We start from the raw sequence: 19,382 nt of genomic DNA on the forward strand, positions 1-19,382 counted from the left end.
TATGGAAAACAAACAAGCTGTAGAGTATTGGAAGACAAAGGCCTCGGCCAATCCGGACGAAAAAACGACAAAGGTAAACCCTATAAACGATTATACACAAATTGACGCGGACTTTATTCTTAAATTTGCCGATAAAGACTCTGATATTCTGGATTTAGCCAGTGGCACAGGGCTTACGATAAACAAGTTTTATGATAGGGTCCGTCATATCGATGCTGTTGAGTTATTTCCGGACTTCTCCAGATTTATAAAGAAATCTCCCAATATCACGGTTGTCAATCAAGATATTCTGCAGTTTGGAACAAACAAAAAGTACGATGTAATTACCATGTTCGGTATTGTATCCTACTTTAATAAGGAAGAAGTAACTTATCTATACCAGAAGTATCTCAATCTATTAAAACCCGGAGGAAAACTGATCGTCAAGAATCAGTTTGGAGTAGCAGAAGACGTGGAAGTATCGGGCTTTTCCGAAGAGTTGCAGCAAAATTATTTCTCTCAATACCGCCACTTAGACAAGGAGATAGAAACATTAGAAGTAATCGGTTATTGCAATATCGAAACGTTCGATATTTATCCTCCTGAATGTAATAGATGGGATAATACGCATTTTTATGCGATTGTCGCCAAAAAATAAATGTTTATGCAAGAAGATTTTTCAATATATAACGGTGAAGGCACAATCCTCCGCCGAGCTCAAATGAGAATGCTGGATATTCTATCGGAAGTAGATAAAATATGCAGGAAGCATAATATCACTTACTGGTTAGATGGGGGGACATGCTTAGGGGCGGTACGCCACAAAGGGTTCATACCTTGGGATGATGATATAGACATCGCTGTTATGAGAAACGACTACAAACGGCTGCGTAAAATACTGAAAAAGGAACTGCCGGAGAATATGGTTTTTCAGGATGAGACTACAGAAAGACTGTACCCTGCTAAAATGGCAAAAGTAAGAGATAAGAATTCTTACTTTGAGGAAACAGAAATGAAGACGGCTTTGAAAGAGCAAGGGATTTTCATAGATATTTTTCCCGTGGAAAAAGGATATGTAAAAGTAAAAACATTCATTGACTTCTTTTATGGACGGGCCTTTAGGCGTCTTCGTCATCATAACGGCAATAGAAAGGAGTATGTAATAGCCTTGTTGATGTGGCCATTTGCCTGCACAATGGTAGGGATAGCACGCTTCTTCAATTTCCTTATTACGTCCGACGATCTGATATACAGCTATGGTATCCCTACTTTAAACAAGTATCAGCTTCACGCCAGGGACTTTGTGCCGACAAAGCCCATCGTGTTTGAAAATAAAGAATTTATGGCTCCTGCAAATGCCGATGCTTATCTGAGACGTTTATATGGCGACTACATGCAGATCCCGCCCAAAGAGAAACGGAGGATTCATGCTTCAGTCATCAGGTTCTTTGACTAGAGGCCCATTTCTTTGAACAGCTTCTTCTCGCGTTCTTTCGCTTTTTCTACCGAGGCCGGATTCTTTGGATCTATACCATATTTGGATGGGGCCGGTATTATCAGTTTAGTACCGAGCGTTATATTATTTATGTTTTTGATAACACCTTTGTTTTCTTCATATATATAGACGCAGAATGACTTGTGTCCGTAGTATTTCAAGGCTATATTCCGAAGCGTATGCCCGGGCTGTATGGTCTCTGTTGCTAATGGTTTTGCCGGGTCTTTAGCCGGTTGGGCAACAACCTTCGCCTCACCGCCATCCGGCTCAGTCTGCGATAGTTTTGTATCCTGCTGGGATTCGTTCTTAGCTTGTTGTGCAATATCCTTTATTTGAGTCGAGTCCTGTTTCTGAGCCAGCGAATCCACTGGTGGTTTCTTATCAAAAACGATTACATTCTTCCGGCCTTTATCCTCAGAGGATCCCGTTAAGAAAGCGGCCAGTTCCTGAAAATAGTATCCGCCAACGGCAAACCCCGCTAAAATAAGGAGTACAACAAAGCCTAAAGAGATAAACCGTCTGCGCCTGGACTTTTTGCTATGATTGTAGAACATAGAGTCAATATCCGTACTGGGTGTGGATGTTCTGAAAGCCCTGGTAGCCGTCGTTCCTGCTTTTTCGTGAACTGTTTCATCAACACTTTCTTCAGCGCTCTCCTCGTCGGAGTTTATTCCGGCTTCTTCTTTAGCTTCCATTATGGCAGACTCCGCTTCTGTTTCTTCAGGTAGAGGAGCTTCTTCCACTTCTTCAGCTCCTGCAACAGCTTCTTCCACGGATTCCTCAGGGATAACGATATACTCTGTAATTTCTTCTTCAACAATAGCTGCATCCGGAGTATCATCCTGGTCTTCTGCAATATCCTCATCGGCCTCGTCCTCTACATTTTCGAAAGACACCCCATCTTCAAGTATAACACTCTCGAAATGGGCAAAAGGCCGGTTGACTGCTTCTTTTAATGATTTATCAGGAATAAAACTAAGTTTATAATGAGCCGGAATCTCTATAGCTTCTCCGGTATTGACATCTACGCTTTTACGCGCGTTTACCTTTACCAGTTTGAATACACCGAAGTCCTTTATACGCACCGGATCATTGCTTTCTATACTCTCTGAGATGACCGCAATAAGTTCCCTCAAAAAAGTTTCCGCCTCCTTCTTTGTTATGCCTTGTTTTTTTGCCAGAAGGTCAATTAAATCCTGTAGACTAAGTCTCTCATCCATTTACTTCCAGATTTTTAAGGTTATCTTTTATTGTTTGCCCGGGACGAAATGCCAGTGAGATTTTGGGAGGAACAAGGAAACGCTGCTTTGATACGGGGTTAACGGATATCCGTTCCCCTTTTTTCTTAGTCTCAAAAAGGCCGAAACCCTGAATATTGATTGAGTTCCCGTCTTCAAGATTGCTGTTAATTATGGAAACTGTAGTTTCCAATACTTCAGAAGTCTGCCGTTGTGTCCATCCTAGCCTTTTAGCCAGCGCTGCTATTAATTCCTGGTTTGTCATAGCATTTGTATTTAGATTTAAATCACTTCTCCATATAAATCGAATGGCTGGGCGCCCGTTATCTTAATATTATAAAAGTCCCCAATATTAAGCATTTTATTTTTCTTAATCAAGACTTCCGGATCTACTTCTGGCGAATCATATTCCGTACGGCCGATATAATAATCCGATTCTTCCCTGTCTACGATTACTTTAAGGGTATTTCCTATTTTCTGTTCGTTTATATCAAGAGCAATCCGTTCTTGCAAAGCCATCAAAACGTCCATCCGCTCCTGCTTTACGGCATCTGATATTTCATCTCTGTAATGAGCATAGGCGTATGTTCCGTCTTCATGCGAATAAGGGAACGCGCCCATTCTATCGAAACGTACATCCTTCACGAACTGGAGCAATTCCTCAAAGTCTTTATGGGATTCTCCGGGATGCCCAACCATAAGGGTAGTACGGATGTGGATACAGGGGACTTCTTCCCTGATACGCTTTATCAGGTCGTATGTCTGTTCCTTTGTTATATTGCGGCGCATCTTTTTCAGCATATTGTCGCTGATATGTTGCAACGCTATATCCAGATATTTACACACATTATCATTCTCCCGCATCACCCGTAACAGATCGTAAGGGAAATTTGCCGGATATGCATAATGTAAACGTATCCACTCTACACCTTCAATCTTTGCTATACGGTCTATCAATTCCGGCAACTTAGCCTGCTTATAATTATCCAGGCCATAGAATGACAAATCCTGTGCAATAACCTGAAACTCTTTTACACCGGAAGCTACCAGATGCCTTACCTCTTCTTCGACTTCTTCTATCTGCCTGGACTGATGCTTACCGGTCATGATCGGGATGGAGCAATAAGAGCAGGCACGATTACAACCTTCCGAAATTTTCAGATAAGCGTAATGAGAAGGAGTCGTAATATTGCGTTCCAGCGCTAACTCCTTATGATATGATTTACCCAAATCGGAGATGAGGGCTTTCCATCCAAATTTTCCGTAAAAGCTATCGACTTCGGGTATTTCGGCTTTCAGTTCCTCCATATACCTGTCGGTAAGGCAACCCATTACAAATAGCTTATTCAATTTCCGTTCTTTTTTAGCCTCTGCAAACTCAAGAATCATATTGATAGACTCTTCTTTCGCATCACCAATAAAGCCGCATGTGTTTATAACTACAATTTCTCCTTCCGACTTATCCGGATCATGTTTTACGGTGTAGCCGTTTGCCAACAATTGTTTCATCAATAACTCGGAGTCTACCAGGTTTTTAGAACAACCGAGCGTGATGACATCTATTCTGTTTTTCTTCATTTCTTATTCTCCAAAGAGACTGTTGACAAACTCGCGGCGGCGAAACACCTGAAGATCGTCAATACCCTCTCCCAAACCTATATATTTTACCGGTATCTTAAATTGATCGGAAATACCAATTACAACCCCTCCTTTTGCCGTACCATCCAGTTTGGTGATAGCCAAGGCTGTAACATCGGTAGCAGCCGTAAACTGTGTAGCTTGTTCAAATGCATTTTGTCCGGTAGAACCGTCGAGAACAAGTAGCACTTCATGCGGTGCTCCGGGGACTATTTTGTCCATCACTTTCTTAATTTTAGAAAGTTCGTTCATTAAGCCGATTTTATTATGAAGCCGCCCTGCAGTATCTATTATTACGATATCAGCATTGTTCGACTTTGCAGAACTCAATGTATCGAAGGCTACAGAAGCCGGATCGGAACCCATTGCCTGTTTGATGACCGGGACACCTACGCGTTCGCCCCAGATAACCAACTGCTCAACGGCTGCTGCACGAAATGTATCAGCCGCACCAAGATATACGGATTTACCCGCTTTCTTAAACTGGTTAGCCAGCTTGCCGATTGTAGTTGTTTTGCCGACTCCGTTTACGCCGACAACCATTATCACATATGGTGTCACAGCTTCCGGAATAGAAAAATCATCATTATCTACTGCATTATTCTCAGTCAATAAATCGGCTATTTCTTCCCGCAGCAGATTTTTCAGTTCCTTATCGTCTACATATTTATCTTTTGCCGCTCTTTTTTCGATACGTTCGATAATCTTCAATGTGGTATTTACGCCTACATCCGACATTATCAGTACTTCTTCGAGTTGATCGAGCACATCATCGTCTACTTTCGATTTTCCGGCTATAACACGCGATAATTTGGAAAACATCGACTCTTTGGTCTTTTCCAAACCTTTATCCAGTGTTTCCTTTTTTTGTTTCGAAAAGAAATCAAATAATCCCATAGATGTTTTTATTTCAATACATAACTAACATTTGTAATCAGCAAAGATAGTGAATTTAGGCCACACATATGATGAATGTCCACATAAAAATATAGGGCAAACGCACGAAAAATCAGCAGTTACCAATTAATGTCCATACAGTTCTTTTAGCTTACTGCTCGTTAAAAAGTAACAAAGGTAACACTATTTACAGTAAGCAGTCATTAACCCGTAAGATATAAAAACTTTGCGCCTTAGCGTCTCTGCGTGAAACAAAACAGGGCGCCAGCCAACTTGTAACTCGTAACTGCCCTAGGGCGCAGTAACTTGTAACTTTTTTTGAATCCTTAAACATTAAATTTTTAAATCCTAAATCCAGCACTTCAAAGAACTATCAGCTAAAAGCTAATACTAATTGCTTATTACATAGATAAACCTCTACAAAGAAAAAACACAATCCAGTGTATTTGCCCTGATATAAAATGATTAATGCCGGATATTCTTGCAAACATGCAGCTTTTACAAATCCCATTGCATCTATCTTATATTAACCTAAACAATTTGAATATGAAGAATATCGCTTTCTTTTTCACTTCTCTTATTTTATTTATAAGTTGCGATGATAACAGTATACCTCCTGTTTCTGTAAAGCTGGAACCATTCATTATTGAGAATTATTCGGCGGACGCAAGACAGTTATACTTTAACGAAGTTTTTAAGAACCCGAATAACCCGGATCATAATAATCCGGAGTTGAATGTCGATGAAGAAAGAAAAGTCCTGGAAATAATTCAGGCTGTTTACAATTTGCAGTCTCTGGAGAGGGATACCGTATTCAATATCTATAAAATTCATGGATACTATTGTTATAACTTTAATTCCATATACCTGAAGGTTAATACAGCTTTACCCGCTATAAGAAAACTGGCTGAAGGAATTATTCCGACAGGAGATGCTGAACTGGATAAAGTCCTGACAAAATATAAACCGGAATCCGTTAAGCCTTTCTATGGTTATCCTGAGTTTCCGTGGCTAACAATTACTACAAAGAAAGAATATAATATGATTCCTGTGGAAGCCGAATTCAGGAGGCTAAAATCCGTGCTGACCGCCGAGTTCAACAATGGCTGCGTTGGCGGGGGAAATACAATTGATTTAGAAAGGAAAGGCAATACGGCAACTATTATATTCAGTATTGGGGAGGGTGATTGTCCGGCAGGATGTATTTATCACAGATACTGGAAATTTGAGGTCACAAACGGTATGGCCCGGTTTATGAATTCATATTCAAACTATTAGACAGTAGCCACTTTTTCTAAATAAAAAACCTCTTTGTTTCTGCGACAAAGAGGTTTCTTTATATTTTAATATGGCGATTATTTAGCGAAATAATCTTTTACTGATTCGTTTGGAACCATTTCTTCTTTAAATGTGTAAGCGCCTGTTTTAGGGGACTTTACCATTTTGATTACTTTAGCATAGTTACGACCGTCTTTTGCTGATGGGTCACGATAACCTGCGACTGTTTTCTTTGCCATGGTTTATCTTGTTTTACTTGATTTCTTTATGTACAGTTACTCTTTTCAATATGGGATTGTACTTTTTCAGTTCCAATCTCTCTGTAGTATTTTTTCTGTTCTTAGTAGTAATGTAGCGGGATGTGCCCGGCATACCACTGGCTTTGTGCTCTGTGCACTCCATTATTACCTGGATTCTGTTTCCTTTTGCTTTCTTAGCCATTTCCTGTTCCTCCTAAATAATTAAGCGTTTAAATAACCATCTGCGGCCGCTCTTTTGATTGCAGCGTCCAATCCAATTTTATTGATTGTACGAAGGCCTGCAGCTGAAACATTCAGGCTAACCCAACAATCTTCTTCTACCCAGTAGAATTTCTTTTTAAAAAGATTGACATTAAATTTTCTCTTAGTCTTTCTGTTCGAGTGAGAAACATTATTGCCAACCATAGCTTTTTTTCCTGTAATTTGACAAATCTTGGACATCGCTATTGTGTTTTATATGTTTATTTTTATATTATATCCTATCCAAATCGGGTTGCAAATTTAGTCATATTTTTCAAACCTACAAATATTTATATCGTTAAAGTTCTTTTTATTTCCAGTTTCAACCCTACTAATACTCTTAATGTGATCGCTATAAACTATTTTTAATTCATTTTTCAGGTGGATTTACTATCCAGGAGACAGACAGGCAGTCTTATTCATATTGGTAAATAATATTTGTATCTTTGTGATATGAATAACAAACGCATACTCATCACAGGAGCCAGTGGCTTTATCGGCAGCTTTTTGGTCGAAAAGGCTTTGGAAAAAGGCTATGAAACCTGGGCCGGAATCCGCAAAAGCAGCAGTCGCGAATATTTGCAGGATAAACGTATTCAGTTCATCGACCTCCCCTTTCATGATAAAGATAAATTAACGGAGGACTTATGCCGCTTTGTTTCCGAACATGGCAAATTCGATTATATTATTCATAATGCCGGAGTCACAAAATGTTTAAACCCCAGCGATTTCGACAAGGTTAATTTCCAATATACAGCCAATTTCATAGATGCGCTCAAAGCGGCAGATGCTGTTCCCGGAAAGTTCGTATTAATGAGCAGCCTCAGTGTGTGCGGGCTTGGAGATGAAACAAACTACATCCCGCTAAAAATAACCGACACCCCCAATCCGAATACAGCATACGGGAAAAGCAAACTGAAGGCGGAGATGTACCTGCAATCAACCGATGATTTTCCATACATTATTCTACGGCCAACAGGTGTGTACGGGCCACGCGAAAAGGATTATTTCCTAATGGTAAAGACTGTGAAATCAGGTTTGGATGTCGGTGCAGGATTCAGGCCTCAGCACCTGACTTTCATATATGTCAAAGATCTGGTCGATGCCGCGTTTCTCGGATTGGAAAGCGACATTCGTAAGGGGGCCTATTTTGTTACCGATGGAGATGTATATACCGATAAGGAATATACCCGGTTGGTAAAAGAATCTATAGGCAAAAAACATGTACTCAGCGTGAAAGTCCCCCTGTGGCTATTAAAAACCATATCCGCAATAGCTGAAAATATATCCAGACTGACGAAGAAGCCATCTACCTTAAATAGGGATAAATATAAAATAATGAGACAACGCAACTGGGAATGCGACATTACTCCTCTTTCCAATGACCTCGGGTTTTCCCCAAAATATAACCTGAAGAAAGGTCTGGAAGAATCTGTCAAGTGGTATAAAGAAAACGGTTGGCTATAATCTGTTTACAATATGGCCACAGTCAATATATTCCGGTTGAGAACCGGCAGAATTGACGGCTTTTGCATTACCTTTTTCAGTAGGAAGGGAAATAAAAAAACAAGATGAAGTTCCCGGTTATTTACCAACTCGCCTGCTCGTACTTATTTATAAAATTTTCAAAGAACAACCATCTGGAACAACTACCTAAAAATCTCTGGTATAGATAAAGATTATGCATTTCCATAATCCTTTTAACTAAAACATCAAATAGTAAACCAGACATTACAAAACAGACAAAAACGTGATTATCACTAAGAAGAACGGATAATTTGTCATTAAAAATGACTAACAAATTTCTTTGGTACCAAATTATTTGTTATTTTTGTACAGCTTTTCAAAAAGGATGTTTTATAACATAAATATTTTATTCCTACTAAAGCGTTTAAATAGGATATACTCGATTTTTTAACTATAAAATTAAAAACAAAATGATTAAAGTAGGTATTAACGGATTTGGACGTATTGGTCGTCTGGTATTCCGTGCTGCGCAAGGCAGAAGTGACATTCAAGTTGTTGGTATCAATGACCTTATCGATGTTGAATATATGGCATATATGCTAAAATACGATACTGTTCATGGAAAATTCAATGGTACAGTTGAAGTAAAAGACGGCAAATTGGTAGTAAACGGAAACGCTATCCGTGTAACTGCTGAAAAAAATCCTGCTGACTTGAAATGGAATGAAATCGGCGCTGAATATATCGTAGAGTCTACTGGTCTTTTCCTTGAAAAACCTAAAGCTCAGGGCCATATCGACGCCGGTGCTAAATATGTAGTTATGTCTGGTCCTTCAAAAGACGATACCCGTATGTTCGTTTGCGGAGTAAACCACGATAAATATGAAAAAGGCGAGCAATTCGTTTCTAACGCTTCTTGTACTACAAACTGTCTTGCTCCTATCGCTAAAGTATTGAATGACAAATTCGGTATCGTAGAAGCTTTGATGACTACAGTTCACGCTACTACTGCTACTCAAAAAACAGTAGACGGACCTTCAGCTAAAGACTGGAGAGGCGGACGTGCTGCTGCTGGTAACATCATCCCTTCTTCTACAGGTGCTGCTAAAGCTGTAGGTAAAGTTATCCCTGAGCTTAACGGAAAACTTACAGGTATGTCAATGCGTGTTCCTACTCTTGACGTTTCTGTTGTTGACTTAACTGCCCGTCTTGCTAAAGAAACCAGCTACGAGGATATCTGTAAAGCTATGAAAGAAGCTTCTGAAGGCGAATTGAAAGGTGTACTCGGATATACTGAAGATGCTGTTGTTTCTTCTGATTTCATCGGAGACGCACGTACTTCTATCTTCGACGCTAAAGCTGGTATCCAATTGAGCCCAACTTTCGTTAAAGTTGTTAGCTGGTATGACAACGAGTGGGGATTCTCAACTAAAATGCTTGAGCTTATCGCTCACATGGCTAAAGTTAACGCATAATATACGATAGCTTAATATATAGGAAAGAGCAGCCGGAAGGTTGCTCTTTTTTTGTTATATACAGAAAACCAGGAGCATCAATATGTGCCGGAGAATACCGATGGTGTATCTCTCTCTGCCTTTAAACAGAAAGCCCCGCCATACAGCAGGGCTTATCTTCCATAACCCTACCTGTCTATTCCCTCCAATGTAAACAAGAACGCATAGTCCAGAGCAATGTCTTTCAGGTAGTCGAACCGGCCGCTGGCCCCGCCGTGCCCGAATTCCATATTCGTTTTCAGCAACAGCACATTATTGTCGGTCTTCATATCCCTTAGCTTAGCCACCCATTTGGCCGGCTCGAAGTATTGCACCTGACTATCGTGCAAACCTGTGGTGACAAGTATATTCGGATAGTCTTTCTTCTCTACATTTTCGTATGGACTGTAACTTTTCATATAGAAATACGCATCCTTATCCTTAGGATTCCCCCATTCATCAAACTCATTCGTCGTTAGAGGGATACTTTCATCCAGCATGGTATTCACCACGTCCACAAAAGGCACATCGGCTATCACTCCATGCCAAAGTCCCGGATTCATATTTATAACCGCGCCGATAAGAAGCCCTCCGGCACTACCGCCCTGAGCATACAAATGCTCCTTGCCGGTATAATTTTCTTTCACAAGGAATTCGCCACAGTCGATGAAATCTGTGAATGTATTTATCTTTTTCATCAGTTTACCGTCTTCGTACCACTGGCGCCCCATTTCCTGACCTCCGCGAATATGAGCTATCGCATATATGAATCCTCTGTCTAAAAGGCTCAGGCGATTGCTGCTGAAAGAAGCATCCATGCTGGCACCATAACTTCCATAGCCATAAAGCAGCAATGGAGTTTTACTGTCTTTCTTTGTTGTTTTCTTGTACACAAGCGAGATAGGCACTTTTGTACCGTCTTTGGCCGTGGCGTACAATCTCTCGGTCCGGTAATCCTCTTTATTGTACCCTCCCACCACTTCGCGTTCTTTCATCAGCGTTTTCTCATGGGTGTCCATATTGTAATCGAATGTGGAGCTCGGCGTAGTCATAGATGTATAGCCGTAACGGACGATATTGCTTTCGTATTCCGGATTCGAAGCCGTATAAGCCATGTAGGTAGGCTCTCCGAAATCAATATAATGTTCTTTCCCGTCTTTCAGGCTGCGTACACAAAGCTTTACAAGCCCTTCCTTCCGTTCCTCGAGCACGATAAAATCTTTAAATTCATCAACACTTTCCAGCAATACATCTGCACGGTGAGGAATATATTCTTTCCAGTTGTCCACACTTGTTTTATCCAGTGAGCATTCCATTACCCGGAAGTTCTTCGCATCCTTATTGGTAAGGATAAGAAACCTGTCGGCCAAAGGAATTATATCATACAATACATCTTTCATCCTTGGCTGGAATGATTTGAAGGCAGACTCTGGCTTATCGGCTTCGATGAAGAATGTCTCTGACGACAAGGTTGCCTGTGACTGGATAAAGATATATTTCCGGTTCTTGGTCTTACCCACTCCTATGTAATTACTTTTATCCTTTTCTTCATAAACAGTCACATCCGAAGATGCATCCGTACCTAAAGTGTGACGTTTGATTTTTTCCGACAATAAGGTTACCGGATTTTTCGACGTATAAAATACAGTCTTGTTATCTGCCGCCCATGTAGCTCCTCCGCTTGTATTCGGAATCGTTTCTTTATAAACTTCACCTGTCTCCAGATTTTTAAAATATATTGTATATTGTCTACGGCTGACCTCATCCACGCCATAGGCCATCAGTTTATTGTCTTCACTGATCGAGATGCCGCCGACAGCATAATAAGAATGCCCTTCTGCCATTTTATCCACATCGAGCAGTATTTCTTCCGAAGCTTCGAGACTTCCTTTTTTCCGGCAATACTTATAATATTGTTTCCCTTCTTCGGTTCGCGTATAATAATAGTAACCGTTTTTGAAGGTCGGCACACTTTCGTCCGTTTCTTTTATCCGGCCTTTCATCTCATTAAACAATGCTTCCTGAAAACCGGCTGTACCACCCATTACAGTATCCAGATAGGCATTCTCTGCCTTCAGGTAATCTACCACCAATGTGCTGTCCGGCCCTTTACCAAAAAAGTCATACATCCAGTAATACTCATCATTTACAGTATCCCCGTGTATAATACGGAGATGTTCTTTCTTTTCGGCTATCGGGGCTTTTGCCTCTTTAAAGCCGTTTTTATTATTTGTTGTACACGACATAAAAATGAATAGGATCAGAGTGGAAAACAATACTTTTTTCATACTCTTTGCTTTTTATTTGTTAACATTTATAAACTCCCCTAAAATTACGCTGTTCTTTTTTCTTATCAAAATATGTTTTAGATAACATCCATACAAGGAAGAAAAAAGTAACAGTTTTTTCAGTGAACAGTTATCAGTAAACAGTATTTCATGCAGAGACGCTAAGCCGCAAAAGGTAACAAAGGTAACAGATATATCAGTTAACAGTAAAACAGTTAGCAGTAAACAGTGAACTAACTTGTAACTCGTAACTGCCCGAAGGGCGAAGTAACTCGTAACTGCTTTAATCAATACTTCAAAGAACTATAAGCTAATGGCTAAAAGCTACCAGCTATTATATAGATAAACCTATTGAAATATAATTACATGTTAATCACTAAGTAATAGGCGTTGATGGCTCTCTGTCCGAAGTATTTGGTTATCTTTGCAGGTAAATAAAATTTATAGAAATTAGTAATACTTTTCTTTTAATGAAAAAAATCACATTAATCTTAACAATTCTGACGGTGATATTAGCTTCGTGTCAGGATAAGAATGCGTACACTATTGAGGGTAATTTCACTGAAAATACATTTGATGGTAAGATGATATATCTTCAAAAGATCGACAGTATGAGAGCCGAATCATCATCAGTGATAGACTCGGTAATATTGAAAGACGGGAAATTCAAGTTCAAAGGAACTACCGACGGCAATCCTATCATGGGCTTTATATCTGTTGGTAAATTGGAATCTCCTGAGGCTGATTCTCCTGTAGGAACACTTATCCTGGAGCCGGGAGCGATAAAGATAACATTGGAAAAAAATGCAGTAACTACAAGCGGTACCCCAAGAAATGATGAGTTTAATAAGGTTCAAACCGCGATGAACAAAATGGCTGCTTTATATAAGGAGGTAAACGATGCCGGAGGTGTACAGGGTGTGCCTGATGCCAATTCGAGAATGCAGACGTTGCAGGAGGAAATGCAAAAAGCCAACTTTGAGTTTACAAAGGCTAATATGGGAAACAAAGCCGGAGAGTTTTTATTCTACTCCTCTGCGTCTATGTTTACAATGGAGCAGCTGCGGGAATTGTTGCCGTTGGCTGACAGTACGTTCCGTAACACTCCGGAAATGAAAGCCCTGGAGAAAGAACTGAACAGGATCGTTCCGGAAGTGGGTCAACCGTTTGCCGATGTACAGTTGGTAGATATGACAGGCAAGGCTGTAGCCCTGTCCGAATACGCAGGCAAGAGCAAATGCGTACTTATCGATTTTTGGGCTTCGTGGTGTGGCCCGTGTATTCAGGAAATGCCAAACCTTGTGAAAACATATAACGCATATAAAGCCAAAGGCCTTGAAATTGTAGGGGTATCTGTAGATGAAGACAGACAAGCATGGCTGAATGCGGTAAAAACGCATAACATGACATGGATACAATTAGGCGATGACACAAAGTCGGCATCAGAGTTATACGGTGTGAACACTATACCGCATACTGTTCTGTTGGATCAGGATGGTATCATCATAGCCAAAGATCTCAGAGGACCTGCACTGGAAGCTAAGATTGCTGAAGTACTCAATTAAACAATATGATAACATTCCTTGTTTTATTACTAACGGTTTGAATTATTAAATTCGGAAACTTATATATTAACTATCTTATTTATTAATAAAATGAAGAAAATTATATTTTCACTAGCATCTGTACTGATACTGGTTACATCTTGCGGGGAAAAAGACCAGTTTACCATCGATGGTACGGTAGCCGGAGCACCTGATAGCACAAAGGTGTATTTGCAAACACTGGAGGATAACTGGAAAGATCAGGTCGCAATCGATTCTGCTTATGTAACTAATGGTAAATTTGAGTTTAAAGGATTGGCTAAAGAAGGGGCTAAAATTCATTTCCTGGCATTGGGCCAATATACAGATAAAGTTAAGAGGCCGGTTTTATTGGTCGTAGAACCAGGGCAAATCAAAGTTGCACTGGATAGTGTTTCTACGATTAAAGGGACAGCTTCGAATGATGCCTATCAGGCTCTGAATACCAAACTGAACGGATTTGACACGGAACTGAAGGCTGTATTTGAAAAATCGAAACTCGATACGGCTAAGGTTGCACAAGCCGAATTGGAAAAACAGTATGAAGAGATAGATGCTCAGAAGACAAAAGAAATATATGGCTATGTGAAAGCTAATATACAAAGCCAGATAGGCGCTTATATATTCGCGTCCAGATCGTATTTATTTACCCTGGATCAACTGAAAGAGTTATTCGCATCTGTAAAACCTGAGTACAAAAACAATGAAAGGATGGCAAAGCTGGAAGCCCATATACAGGCTCTGGATGCAACATCGGAAGGCAAGGTATTTACAGACCTGAAAGGGAAAACCCCTGACGGGAAAGATGCTGCATTGGCCGATTATGCAGGTAAAGGCAAATATGTGCTTGTAGATTTTTGGGCATCTTGGTGTCCTCCATGCCGTGCCGAAATGCCAAAACTGGTAGAGGCATATAAGCAATATAACACAAAAGATTTTGAAATCGTAGGTATTTCACTGGACAGGACGAACGAGGACTGGGTAAAAGGAATTAAAGACCTGGGAATTACATGGCCTCAGATATCCGACCTGAAATTCTGGGATAGCGAACTTGCCGGTGCTTATGGTGTGAATTCCATACCCCATCTTGTGTTGCTTGACAAAGACGGTAAGATTATGGCTCGTGGGCTAAGTGCCGATGAAGCTGTAGCCAAATTGGTGGAATTGCTTAAATAATCAAGCTGCAAAATAAGAAAAGAGCTTATCAGTAATGGTAAGCTCTTTTTTTGTATTCATAAACTTGTAAGTTTTACTCTTTCCTTGCTATCCTAACCCCGATTTTCTCAATACCTTTCAGCCGCTGGTCGCGCATACCATGCCTTATTATTATCTGATGATTACGTCTTTCCTTAAAAATAATGTTGTCGTCAAAAACAAAAGAAGCCTGATATAATGTGCCGAATCCTGAACCTGCCCATTTCCCTAATTTATCGGCCAACAGGTATTCTTTTTCCCGTTTTGTATATAAAGAATCGTTATAAATGTCTGTTTGCACAAAGAACCAGATATTCTGATACGGGTAATTCACATTGTTGGTCACCTCAAAGGATATCGTATACGGAACGTTCAATTCGAAAACGGTGGAATCTATATTGAATATCAGCTTATCATTCTGTGCCCACTCCGCATCTTTTATTTCATGGAAACGGTAATATATCTCCTGCTTGTTGCAGGAGACAGCTATGATAGTTAACAGTATGCCGCATAAGGCGGATAGAGACTTATGCGTCAGGCTTTTTTTGGTCGGGCTTCCCATTTCTGTTATGTCGGTTTCTGTCGTTCCTGTTATTCTTGTGATTGTTGTTTTTATTCTGATTCTGTTGATTATTGTTTTCGGGCCTGTTGTTATTATTCGGTCTGGCATTCGGATTAGGGTTTGCCTGCTTGTTATTGCCTGCCTGCCTGTTGTTATCGGGCCTGTTATTTCCTCCCTGATTGTTCGGTGCGCCTTGTCCGCCATTTTCAGACCTGTTCTTTACAAACTTTTTCTTCTTATTATTCCGGTTACTGTTGCCACTGTTGTTGTCGAAGCGAGTGATGTTTTCCTGCAATATATCGTGCGAGGTAACTTTTTCTGCCTGTTCCTGCGGCTCGGTGGCAAGATGTGTAGGCTTTCCTCCCTGCTTGTTGATCCTTATTATTTCATACACTCTGTCCTTGGGCAGCGTAACGAGGTTTGCCGCAAAATGCCTGTCTGTAGAATATGTCATTTCTCCCGAAAGGATATCAGTCTTGAAATGGTAGAATGAAGCATCTTTAGTTTCTAAGACCACTTCCCTTGAAGGCAATTTACGTTGCGCTTCCACATAAGTATCCACTTCGAAATTAAGGCAGCATTTCAGCTTTCCGCACTGCCCCGCGAGCTTTTGAGGGTTTAGCGGAATATCCTGCAAGCGTGCTGCTGATGTGGAAACCGATACGAAATTAGACATGGAACTGGAGCAACACAATTCGCGGCCGCATGGGCCTATACCACCTACACGTCCGGCTTCCTGACGCGCACCGATCTGCTTCATTTCTATTTTTACACGGAATTCGGATGCATATACTTTTATCAATTGACGGAAGTCTACCCGCTCATCCGCTATGTAGTAAAAAATAGCTTTATTACCATCTCCCTGAAATTCCACATCACTGATTTTCATACCAAGGCTTAGCTCTTCAGCTATTTCGCGCGCACGGAGCATCGTTTTGTGCTCTTTGGCTCTGGCCTCGTTCCATTTATCGATATCGGTCTGTTTTGCAATACGATAGATACGTTTGGTTTCGCCACGATAATTATTTTTAAGCATTTGCAGCTGAACCAGCTTTCCTGTCAGGGTTACTTCTCCTATATCATGTCCGGGAGATGCTTCCACAGCTACAATATCGCCCCGGTATATCTCTACATTGTTGCTGTTCAGGTAATAACCTTTTCGTGTATTCTTGAACTGTACCTCTACCATTTGTGATTCTCCGGCAACTTCCGGTAAATCCTGTAGCCAGTTGTAAACTTCCAGTTTATTTGTTCCCGAGCAGCATGAACCGCCCTTCTTGGAGCAGCCGCCTCCTGATTTACATGAACAACCGCCACCCGACTTGCACGAGCAACTTCCTCCGGAACTACAGCCCCCACCTGAGCCGCATCCGCAACTTTTTGTGGCTACAGCGTATCCTGTTTCAGTACCCATTGTTTCCAAAGCTTTTTTGTTCGCTCTGGCACAGGTACATCCCACGGGCGTTTTGCAGGTACCCTGGCAATCGTGTGGGACAAATGTATTTTGATTTTCCATTATATATTTATTTTAATTAATTAAGACAAAGCCCCTTCTACGGCTTTGTGGGTCTATATTTATTGTTTTATAAGCATGGTTATTTTCAGGCAAAGATCGAAAAATACCATCTTTGCATTTACATTTTGCTCTATGTGCCTTTCTGCTAAGGCCAGTTCGTTCATAAATCCTATTATGTTACGTTCGTTGATGAATGGGGCGAAGCGGGTTCCAAAGTTTGCTTCGTCCTGAGCCAGATATATCATTTCAGGCTGACTCATGTTACTGACAAAATACTCGCGGATCATTCGCTGGCAGTATTTCAGGAAACCTTTCTGGTTTTCGCGTCCTACTCCGGCTATTTCATTACCGATTGCTTTTATTTCTTTTATATTGCGGGCATATGAAGCTCGCATCATCTGGATGAAGAGATTGAAAAAGAATTTATGTTCCTCATTCAGACTGATTGTTTCTAAAGCCTTCAGGTAGTTTCCGTTTGCCAGATGAGCTACGTTTGCAGCATCTTCGGGACTGATATTATAGGCTGATTCCAAAGCCTCGGTTATATCCGTCTCTTTTACACCATGTATGTTGACACGCTGGCAACGCGATTGTATGGTAGTGATAATATTATCCGGAATATCAGAAACCAATAGGAATATCGTATTGTCTGTCGGTTCCTCTATTATTTTCAGCAGTTTGTTGGCGCACGATTCGTGCATCTTCTCGGGAAGCCAGATAATCATTACTTTATATTTGGCCTCATATATTCTTAAGCTCAGCTTACGGATAATTTCTTCACTTTCTTTGGCATAGATCAGCCCCTGCGAATTTTCTGCATCGATATGATCGAGCCACTGGCTGAGATTGAAATAGCTGCTCTGTTTGATAAATTCGCGCCATTCGGTAATATAATCGTCGCAAACTTCTTTTTTCTTTGCAGCCTTTTTTATAATCGGGAAAACAAAGTGTAAGTCAGGATGCGCCAGATGATTATATTTTACACATGACGGGCATTTACCACACGAATCTGTTTCCGATGGATTCTCACAATTCAGATATTGGGCATAAGCAAGTGCCAGAGGGAATTTTCCAACTCCTTCCTGTCCGCAAAAAAGCTGGGCATGAGGGATAATTCCCTTTCCTGCCGAACTTATCAGCCGCTCTTTTACTTCGTTTTGCCCTATTATATCTTTGAAAAACAAATTTCTTTCTAATTATAAGTTATAAAGTTAAGAATTACTTTTTTAATAATAATCCAATATCTAGTATATCTCTTTAGCTATCCGTCTTACGCTTTCGGTCGCCAACAATGAATAAAAGTGCAGGCTTGGCACTCCGTGTGCAATCAGTTCCTTGCATTGCTTTATGCCCCATTCCACACCTACTTCCTTAGATTCGTCATCTGTTTTACACTTGCGAAGCTCAATCGCCAGTTCTTCCGGAATGCTTGAACGGAATATCCGTGGAAGCACTTCCAGTTGGCTCATCAGTACAATTGGCTTTACACCCGGAATAATCGGCTGAGTGATTCCTGCCTTACGGCATTTATCTACAAATGAAAAATATTTTTCATTGTCGAAAAACATCTGGGTAACAAAATATTCAGCGCCATTGTCGGCCTTTTGTTTCATGTAATGTATGTCCGATTCCATACTTGGAGCGTCCTCATGTATTTCGGGATAACATGCCATACCGTAAGCGAACGGGGTGGCATTTTTTTCAAAGGTGGTACCGTCGGCTGCAATGCCTTCGTTGAACTTATTCACCTGAACTTGCAGATCGGTAGCGTATTCGTTCCTGTTCGGATATATCTGCTCCGGAGCAAGGCGTTTCGTATCACCTCTTAATAACAGAAGATTATGTACATGCAGAAAATTCAGGTCTATCAATGCATATTCGGATTCTTCCTGAGAAAATCCTTTGCATATCATGTGCGGGACAGCCGTTACATTATATTTGTGCTGGATAGATGCGGCAATCGCTACCGAGCCGGGACGTTTACGGATGTTAACCCTCTTTACTGACCCGTCAGGCATTTCCTGATCGAGATATTCGCTATGATGTGTCGTTATATTAATATATTGAGGATCGAATTCAATCAGCTTATCAATGATATTATACACTTTTTCGATATTATTTCCTTTTAGCGGAGGTAGTATTTCGAACGAAAAAGCGGTTTTGTCATTTTTGTTTATTAATTCAGTTACGGTCATATCTTAATATCTTTTTATTTACTGGTTAATTATGGCATCCTTAGATCCATTTGCTTATT

At 40.6% G+C, this 19,382-nt stretch carries 19 protein-coding genes; 7 read left to right on the forward strand and 12 right to left on the reverse strand.

Features of this window, described 5'->3' with window-relative positions:
• Window position 1: 1 nt before the first annotated feature.
• Together ACYQ3L_RS23695 and ACYQ3L_RS23700 are read left to right on the forward strand one after the other, a co-directional pair.
• Window positions 2–637, forward strand: a complete 636-nt coding sequence (locus ACYQ3L_RS23695; protein ID WP_379998768.1) for a class I SAM-dependent methyltransferase — start codon at window positions 2–4, stop codon at window positions 635–637.
• A 6-nt stretch (window positions 638–643) separates the two neighbouring features.
• Window positions 644–1,435 (forward strand): LicD family protein, encoded by a 792-nt coding sequence (locus ACYQ3L_RS23700; protein WP_379998770.1) that lies wholly within the window; start codon window positions 644–646, stop codon window positions 1,433–1,435.
• On the opposite strand, the gene ACYQ3L_RS23705 is transcribed toward ACYQ3L_RS23700, so the two are convergent.
• Genes ACYQ3L_RS23705 through ftsY form a run of 4 tightly spaced genes read right to left on the reverse strand, consistent with a single transcriptional unit; the run spans window position 1,432 to window position 5,247 of the window.
• On the reverse strand, window positions 1,432–2,694 hold the full coding sequence (locus tag ACYQ3L_RS23705; protein ID WP_379998772.1) for an HU family DNA-binding protein: 1,263 nt from the start codon (window positions 2,692–2,694) through the stop codon (window positions 1,432–1,434). The two genes, ACYQ3L_RS23700 and ACYQ3L_RS23705, sit on opposite strands and share 4 nt — an antisense overlap.
• Window positions 2,687–2,977, reverse strand: a complete 291-nt coding sequence (locus ACYQ3L_RS23710) for an HU family DNA-binding protein (protein WP_379998774.1) — start codon at window positions 2,975–2,977, stop codon at window positions 2,687–2,689. Before ACYQ3L_RS23710 ends, ACYQ3L_RS23705 begins: the two co-directional genes overlap by 8 nt.
• Before the next feature lie 17 nt (window positions 2,978–2,994).
• Window positions 2,995–4,290, reverse strand: coding sequence for a 30S ribosomal protein S12 methylthiotransferase RimO (rimO, locus tag ACYQ3L_RS23715; RefSeq protein WP_379998776.1), 1,296 nt, complete (start codon window positions 4,288–4,290; stop codon window positions 2,995–2,997).
• 3 nt (window positions 4,291–4,293) lie between these two features.
• Window positions 4,294–5,247, reverse strand: a complete 954-nt coding sequence (ftsY, locus tag ACYQ3L_RS23720; protein ID WP_379998778.1) for a signal recognition particle-docking protein FtsY — start codon at window positions 5,245–5,247, stop codon at window positions 4,294–4,296.
• A 546-nt stretch (window positions 5,248–5,793) separates the two neighbouring features.
• Here ftsY and ACYQ3L_RS23725 point away from each other — a divergent pair.
• Complete coding sequence (locus ACYQ3L_RS23725) at window positions 5,794–6,525, forward strand: hypothetical protein (RefSeq protein WP_379998780.1); 732 nt, start codon at window positions 5,794–5,796, stop codon at window positions 6,523–6,525.
• Between the two features lie 77 nt (window positions 6,526–6,602).
• Here the strand turns inward: ACYQ3L_RS23725 and ACYQ3L_RS23730 are convergent, their stop codons facing one another.
• Genes ACYQ3L_RS23730 through rpmB form a run of 3 tightly spaced genes read right to left on the reverse strand, consistent with a single transcriptional unit; the run spans window position 6,603 to window position 7,226 of the window.
• Complete coding sequence (locus tag ACYQ3L_RS23730; RefSeq protein WP_006801312.1) at window positions 6,603–6,764, reverse strand: DUF4295 domain-containing protein; 162 nt, start codon at window positions 6,762–6,764, stop codon at window positions 6,603–6,605.
• 13 nt (window positions 6,765–6,777) lie between these two features.
• Window positions 6,778–6,966, reverse strand: coding sequence for a 50S ribosomal protein L33 (gene rpmG / locus ACYQ3L_RS23735; RefSeq protein ID WP_006801313.1), 189 nt, complete (start codon window positions 6,964–6,966; stop codon window positions 6,778–6,780).
• A gap of 20 nt (window positions 6,967–6,986) precedes the next feature.
• On the reverse strand, window positions 6,987–7,226 hold the full coding sequence (gene rpmB / locus ACYQ3L_RS23740; RefSeq protein WP_006801314.1) for a 50S ribosomal protein L28: 240 nt from the start codon (window positions 7,224–7,226) through the stop codon (window positions 6,987–6,989).
• Between the two features lie 252 nt (window positions 7,227–7,478).
• On the opposite strand from rpmB, the gene ACYQ3L_RS23745 reads away from it, so the two are divergent.
• Both ACYQ3L_RS23745 and gap read left to right on the forward strand, forming a co-directional pair.
• A complete protein-coding gene (locus ACYQ3L_RS23745; RefSeq protein WP_379998783.1) occupies window positions 7,479–8,492 on the forward strand; it encodes an NAD-dependent epimerase/dehydratase family protein in 1,014 nt (337 codons plus the stop codon).
• 470 nt (window positions 8,493–8,962) lie between these two features.
• Window positions 8,963–9,967, forward strand: a complete 1,005-nt coding sequence (gap, locus tag ACYQ3L_RS23750) for a type I glyceraldehyde-3-phosphate dehydrogenase (RefSeq protein ID WP_006801304.1) — start codon at window positions 8,963–8,965, stop codon at window positions 9,965–9,967.
• Window positions 9,968–10,134: 167 nt separating this feature from the next.
• Here gap and ACYQ3L_RS23755 read toward each other — a convergent pair whose 3' ends face one another.
• A complete protein-coding gene (locus ACYQ3L_RS23755; protein WP_379998785.1) occupies window positions 10,135–12,273 on the reverse strand; it encodes a S9 family peptidase in 2,139 nt (712 codons plus the stop codon).
• A gap of 470 nt (window positions 12,274–12,743) precedes the next feature.
• Between ACYQ3L_RS23755 and ACYQ3L_RS23760 the strand changes: the two genes are divergently transcribed.
• Entirely contained in the window at window positions 12,744–13,838 is a 1,095-nt protein-coding gene (locus ACYQ3L_RS23760; RefSeq protein WP_379998787.1) for a redoxin family protein, read from the forward strand.
• Between the two features lie 90 nt (window positions 13,839–13,928).
• A complete protein-coding gene (locus ACYQ3L_RS23765) occupies window positions 13,929–15,032 on the forward strand; it encodes a thioredoxin-like domain-containing protein (protein WP_379998789.1) in 1,104 nt (367 codons plus the stop codon).
• Between the two features lie 73 nt (window positions 15,033–15,105).
• Here ACYQ3L_RS23765 and ACYQ3L_RS23770 read toward each other — a convergent pair whose 3' ends face one another.
• The 4 genes from ACYQ3L_RS23770 to ACYQ3L_RS23785 are packed head-to-tail and all read right to left on the reverse strand — an operon-like array spanning window position 15,106 to window position 19,323.
• Window positions 15,106–15,612, reverse strand: a complete 507-nt coding sequence (locus tag ACYQ3L_RS23770) for a gliding motility lipoprotein GldH (RefSeq protein ID WP_379998791.1) — start codon at window positions 15,610–15,612, stop codon at window positions 15,106–15,108.
• Window positions 15,578–17,128: a PSP1 domain-containing protein gene (locus ACYQ3L_RS23775; RefSeq protein ID WP_379998793.1), complete on the reverse strand. Its 1,551-nt coding sequence runs from the start codon at window positions 17,126–17,128 to the stop codon at window positions 15,578–15,580. Before ACYQ3L_RS23775 ends, ACYQ3L_RS23770 begins: the two co-directional genes overlap by 35 nt.
• Before the next feature lie 59 nt (window positions 17,129–17,187).
• Complete coding sequence (locus ACYQ3L_RS23780) at window positions 17,188–18,312, reverse strand: DNA polymerase III subunit (RefSeq protein ID WP_379998795.1); 1,125 nt, start codon at window positions 18,310–18,312, stop codon at window positions 17,188–17,190.
• Window positions 18,313–18,372: 60 nt separating this feature from the next.
• Window positions 18,373–19,323 (reverse strand): methylenetetrahydrofolate reductase, encoded by a 951-nt coding sequence (locus ACYQ3L_RS23785; protein ID WP_379998797.1) that lies wholly within the window; start codon window positions 19,321–19,323, stop codon window positions 18,373–18,375.
• Window positions 19,324–19,382: the final 59 nt, after the last annotated feature.

The sequence above is a fragment of the Dysgonomonas termitidis genome, from assembly GCF_054657735.1.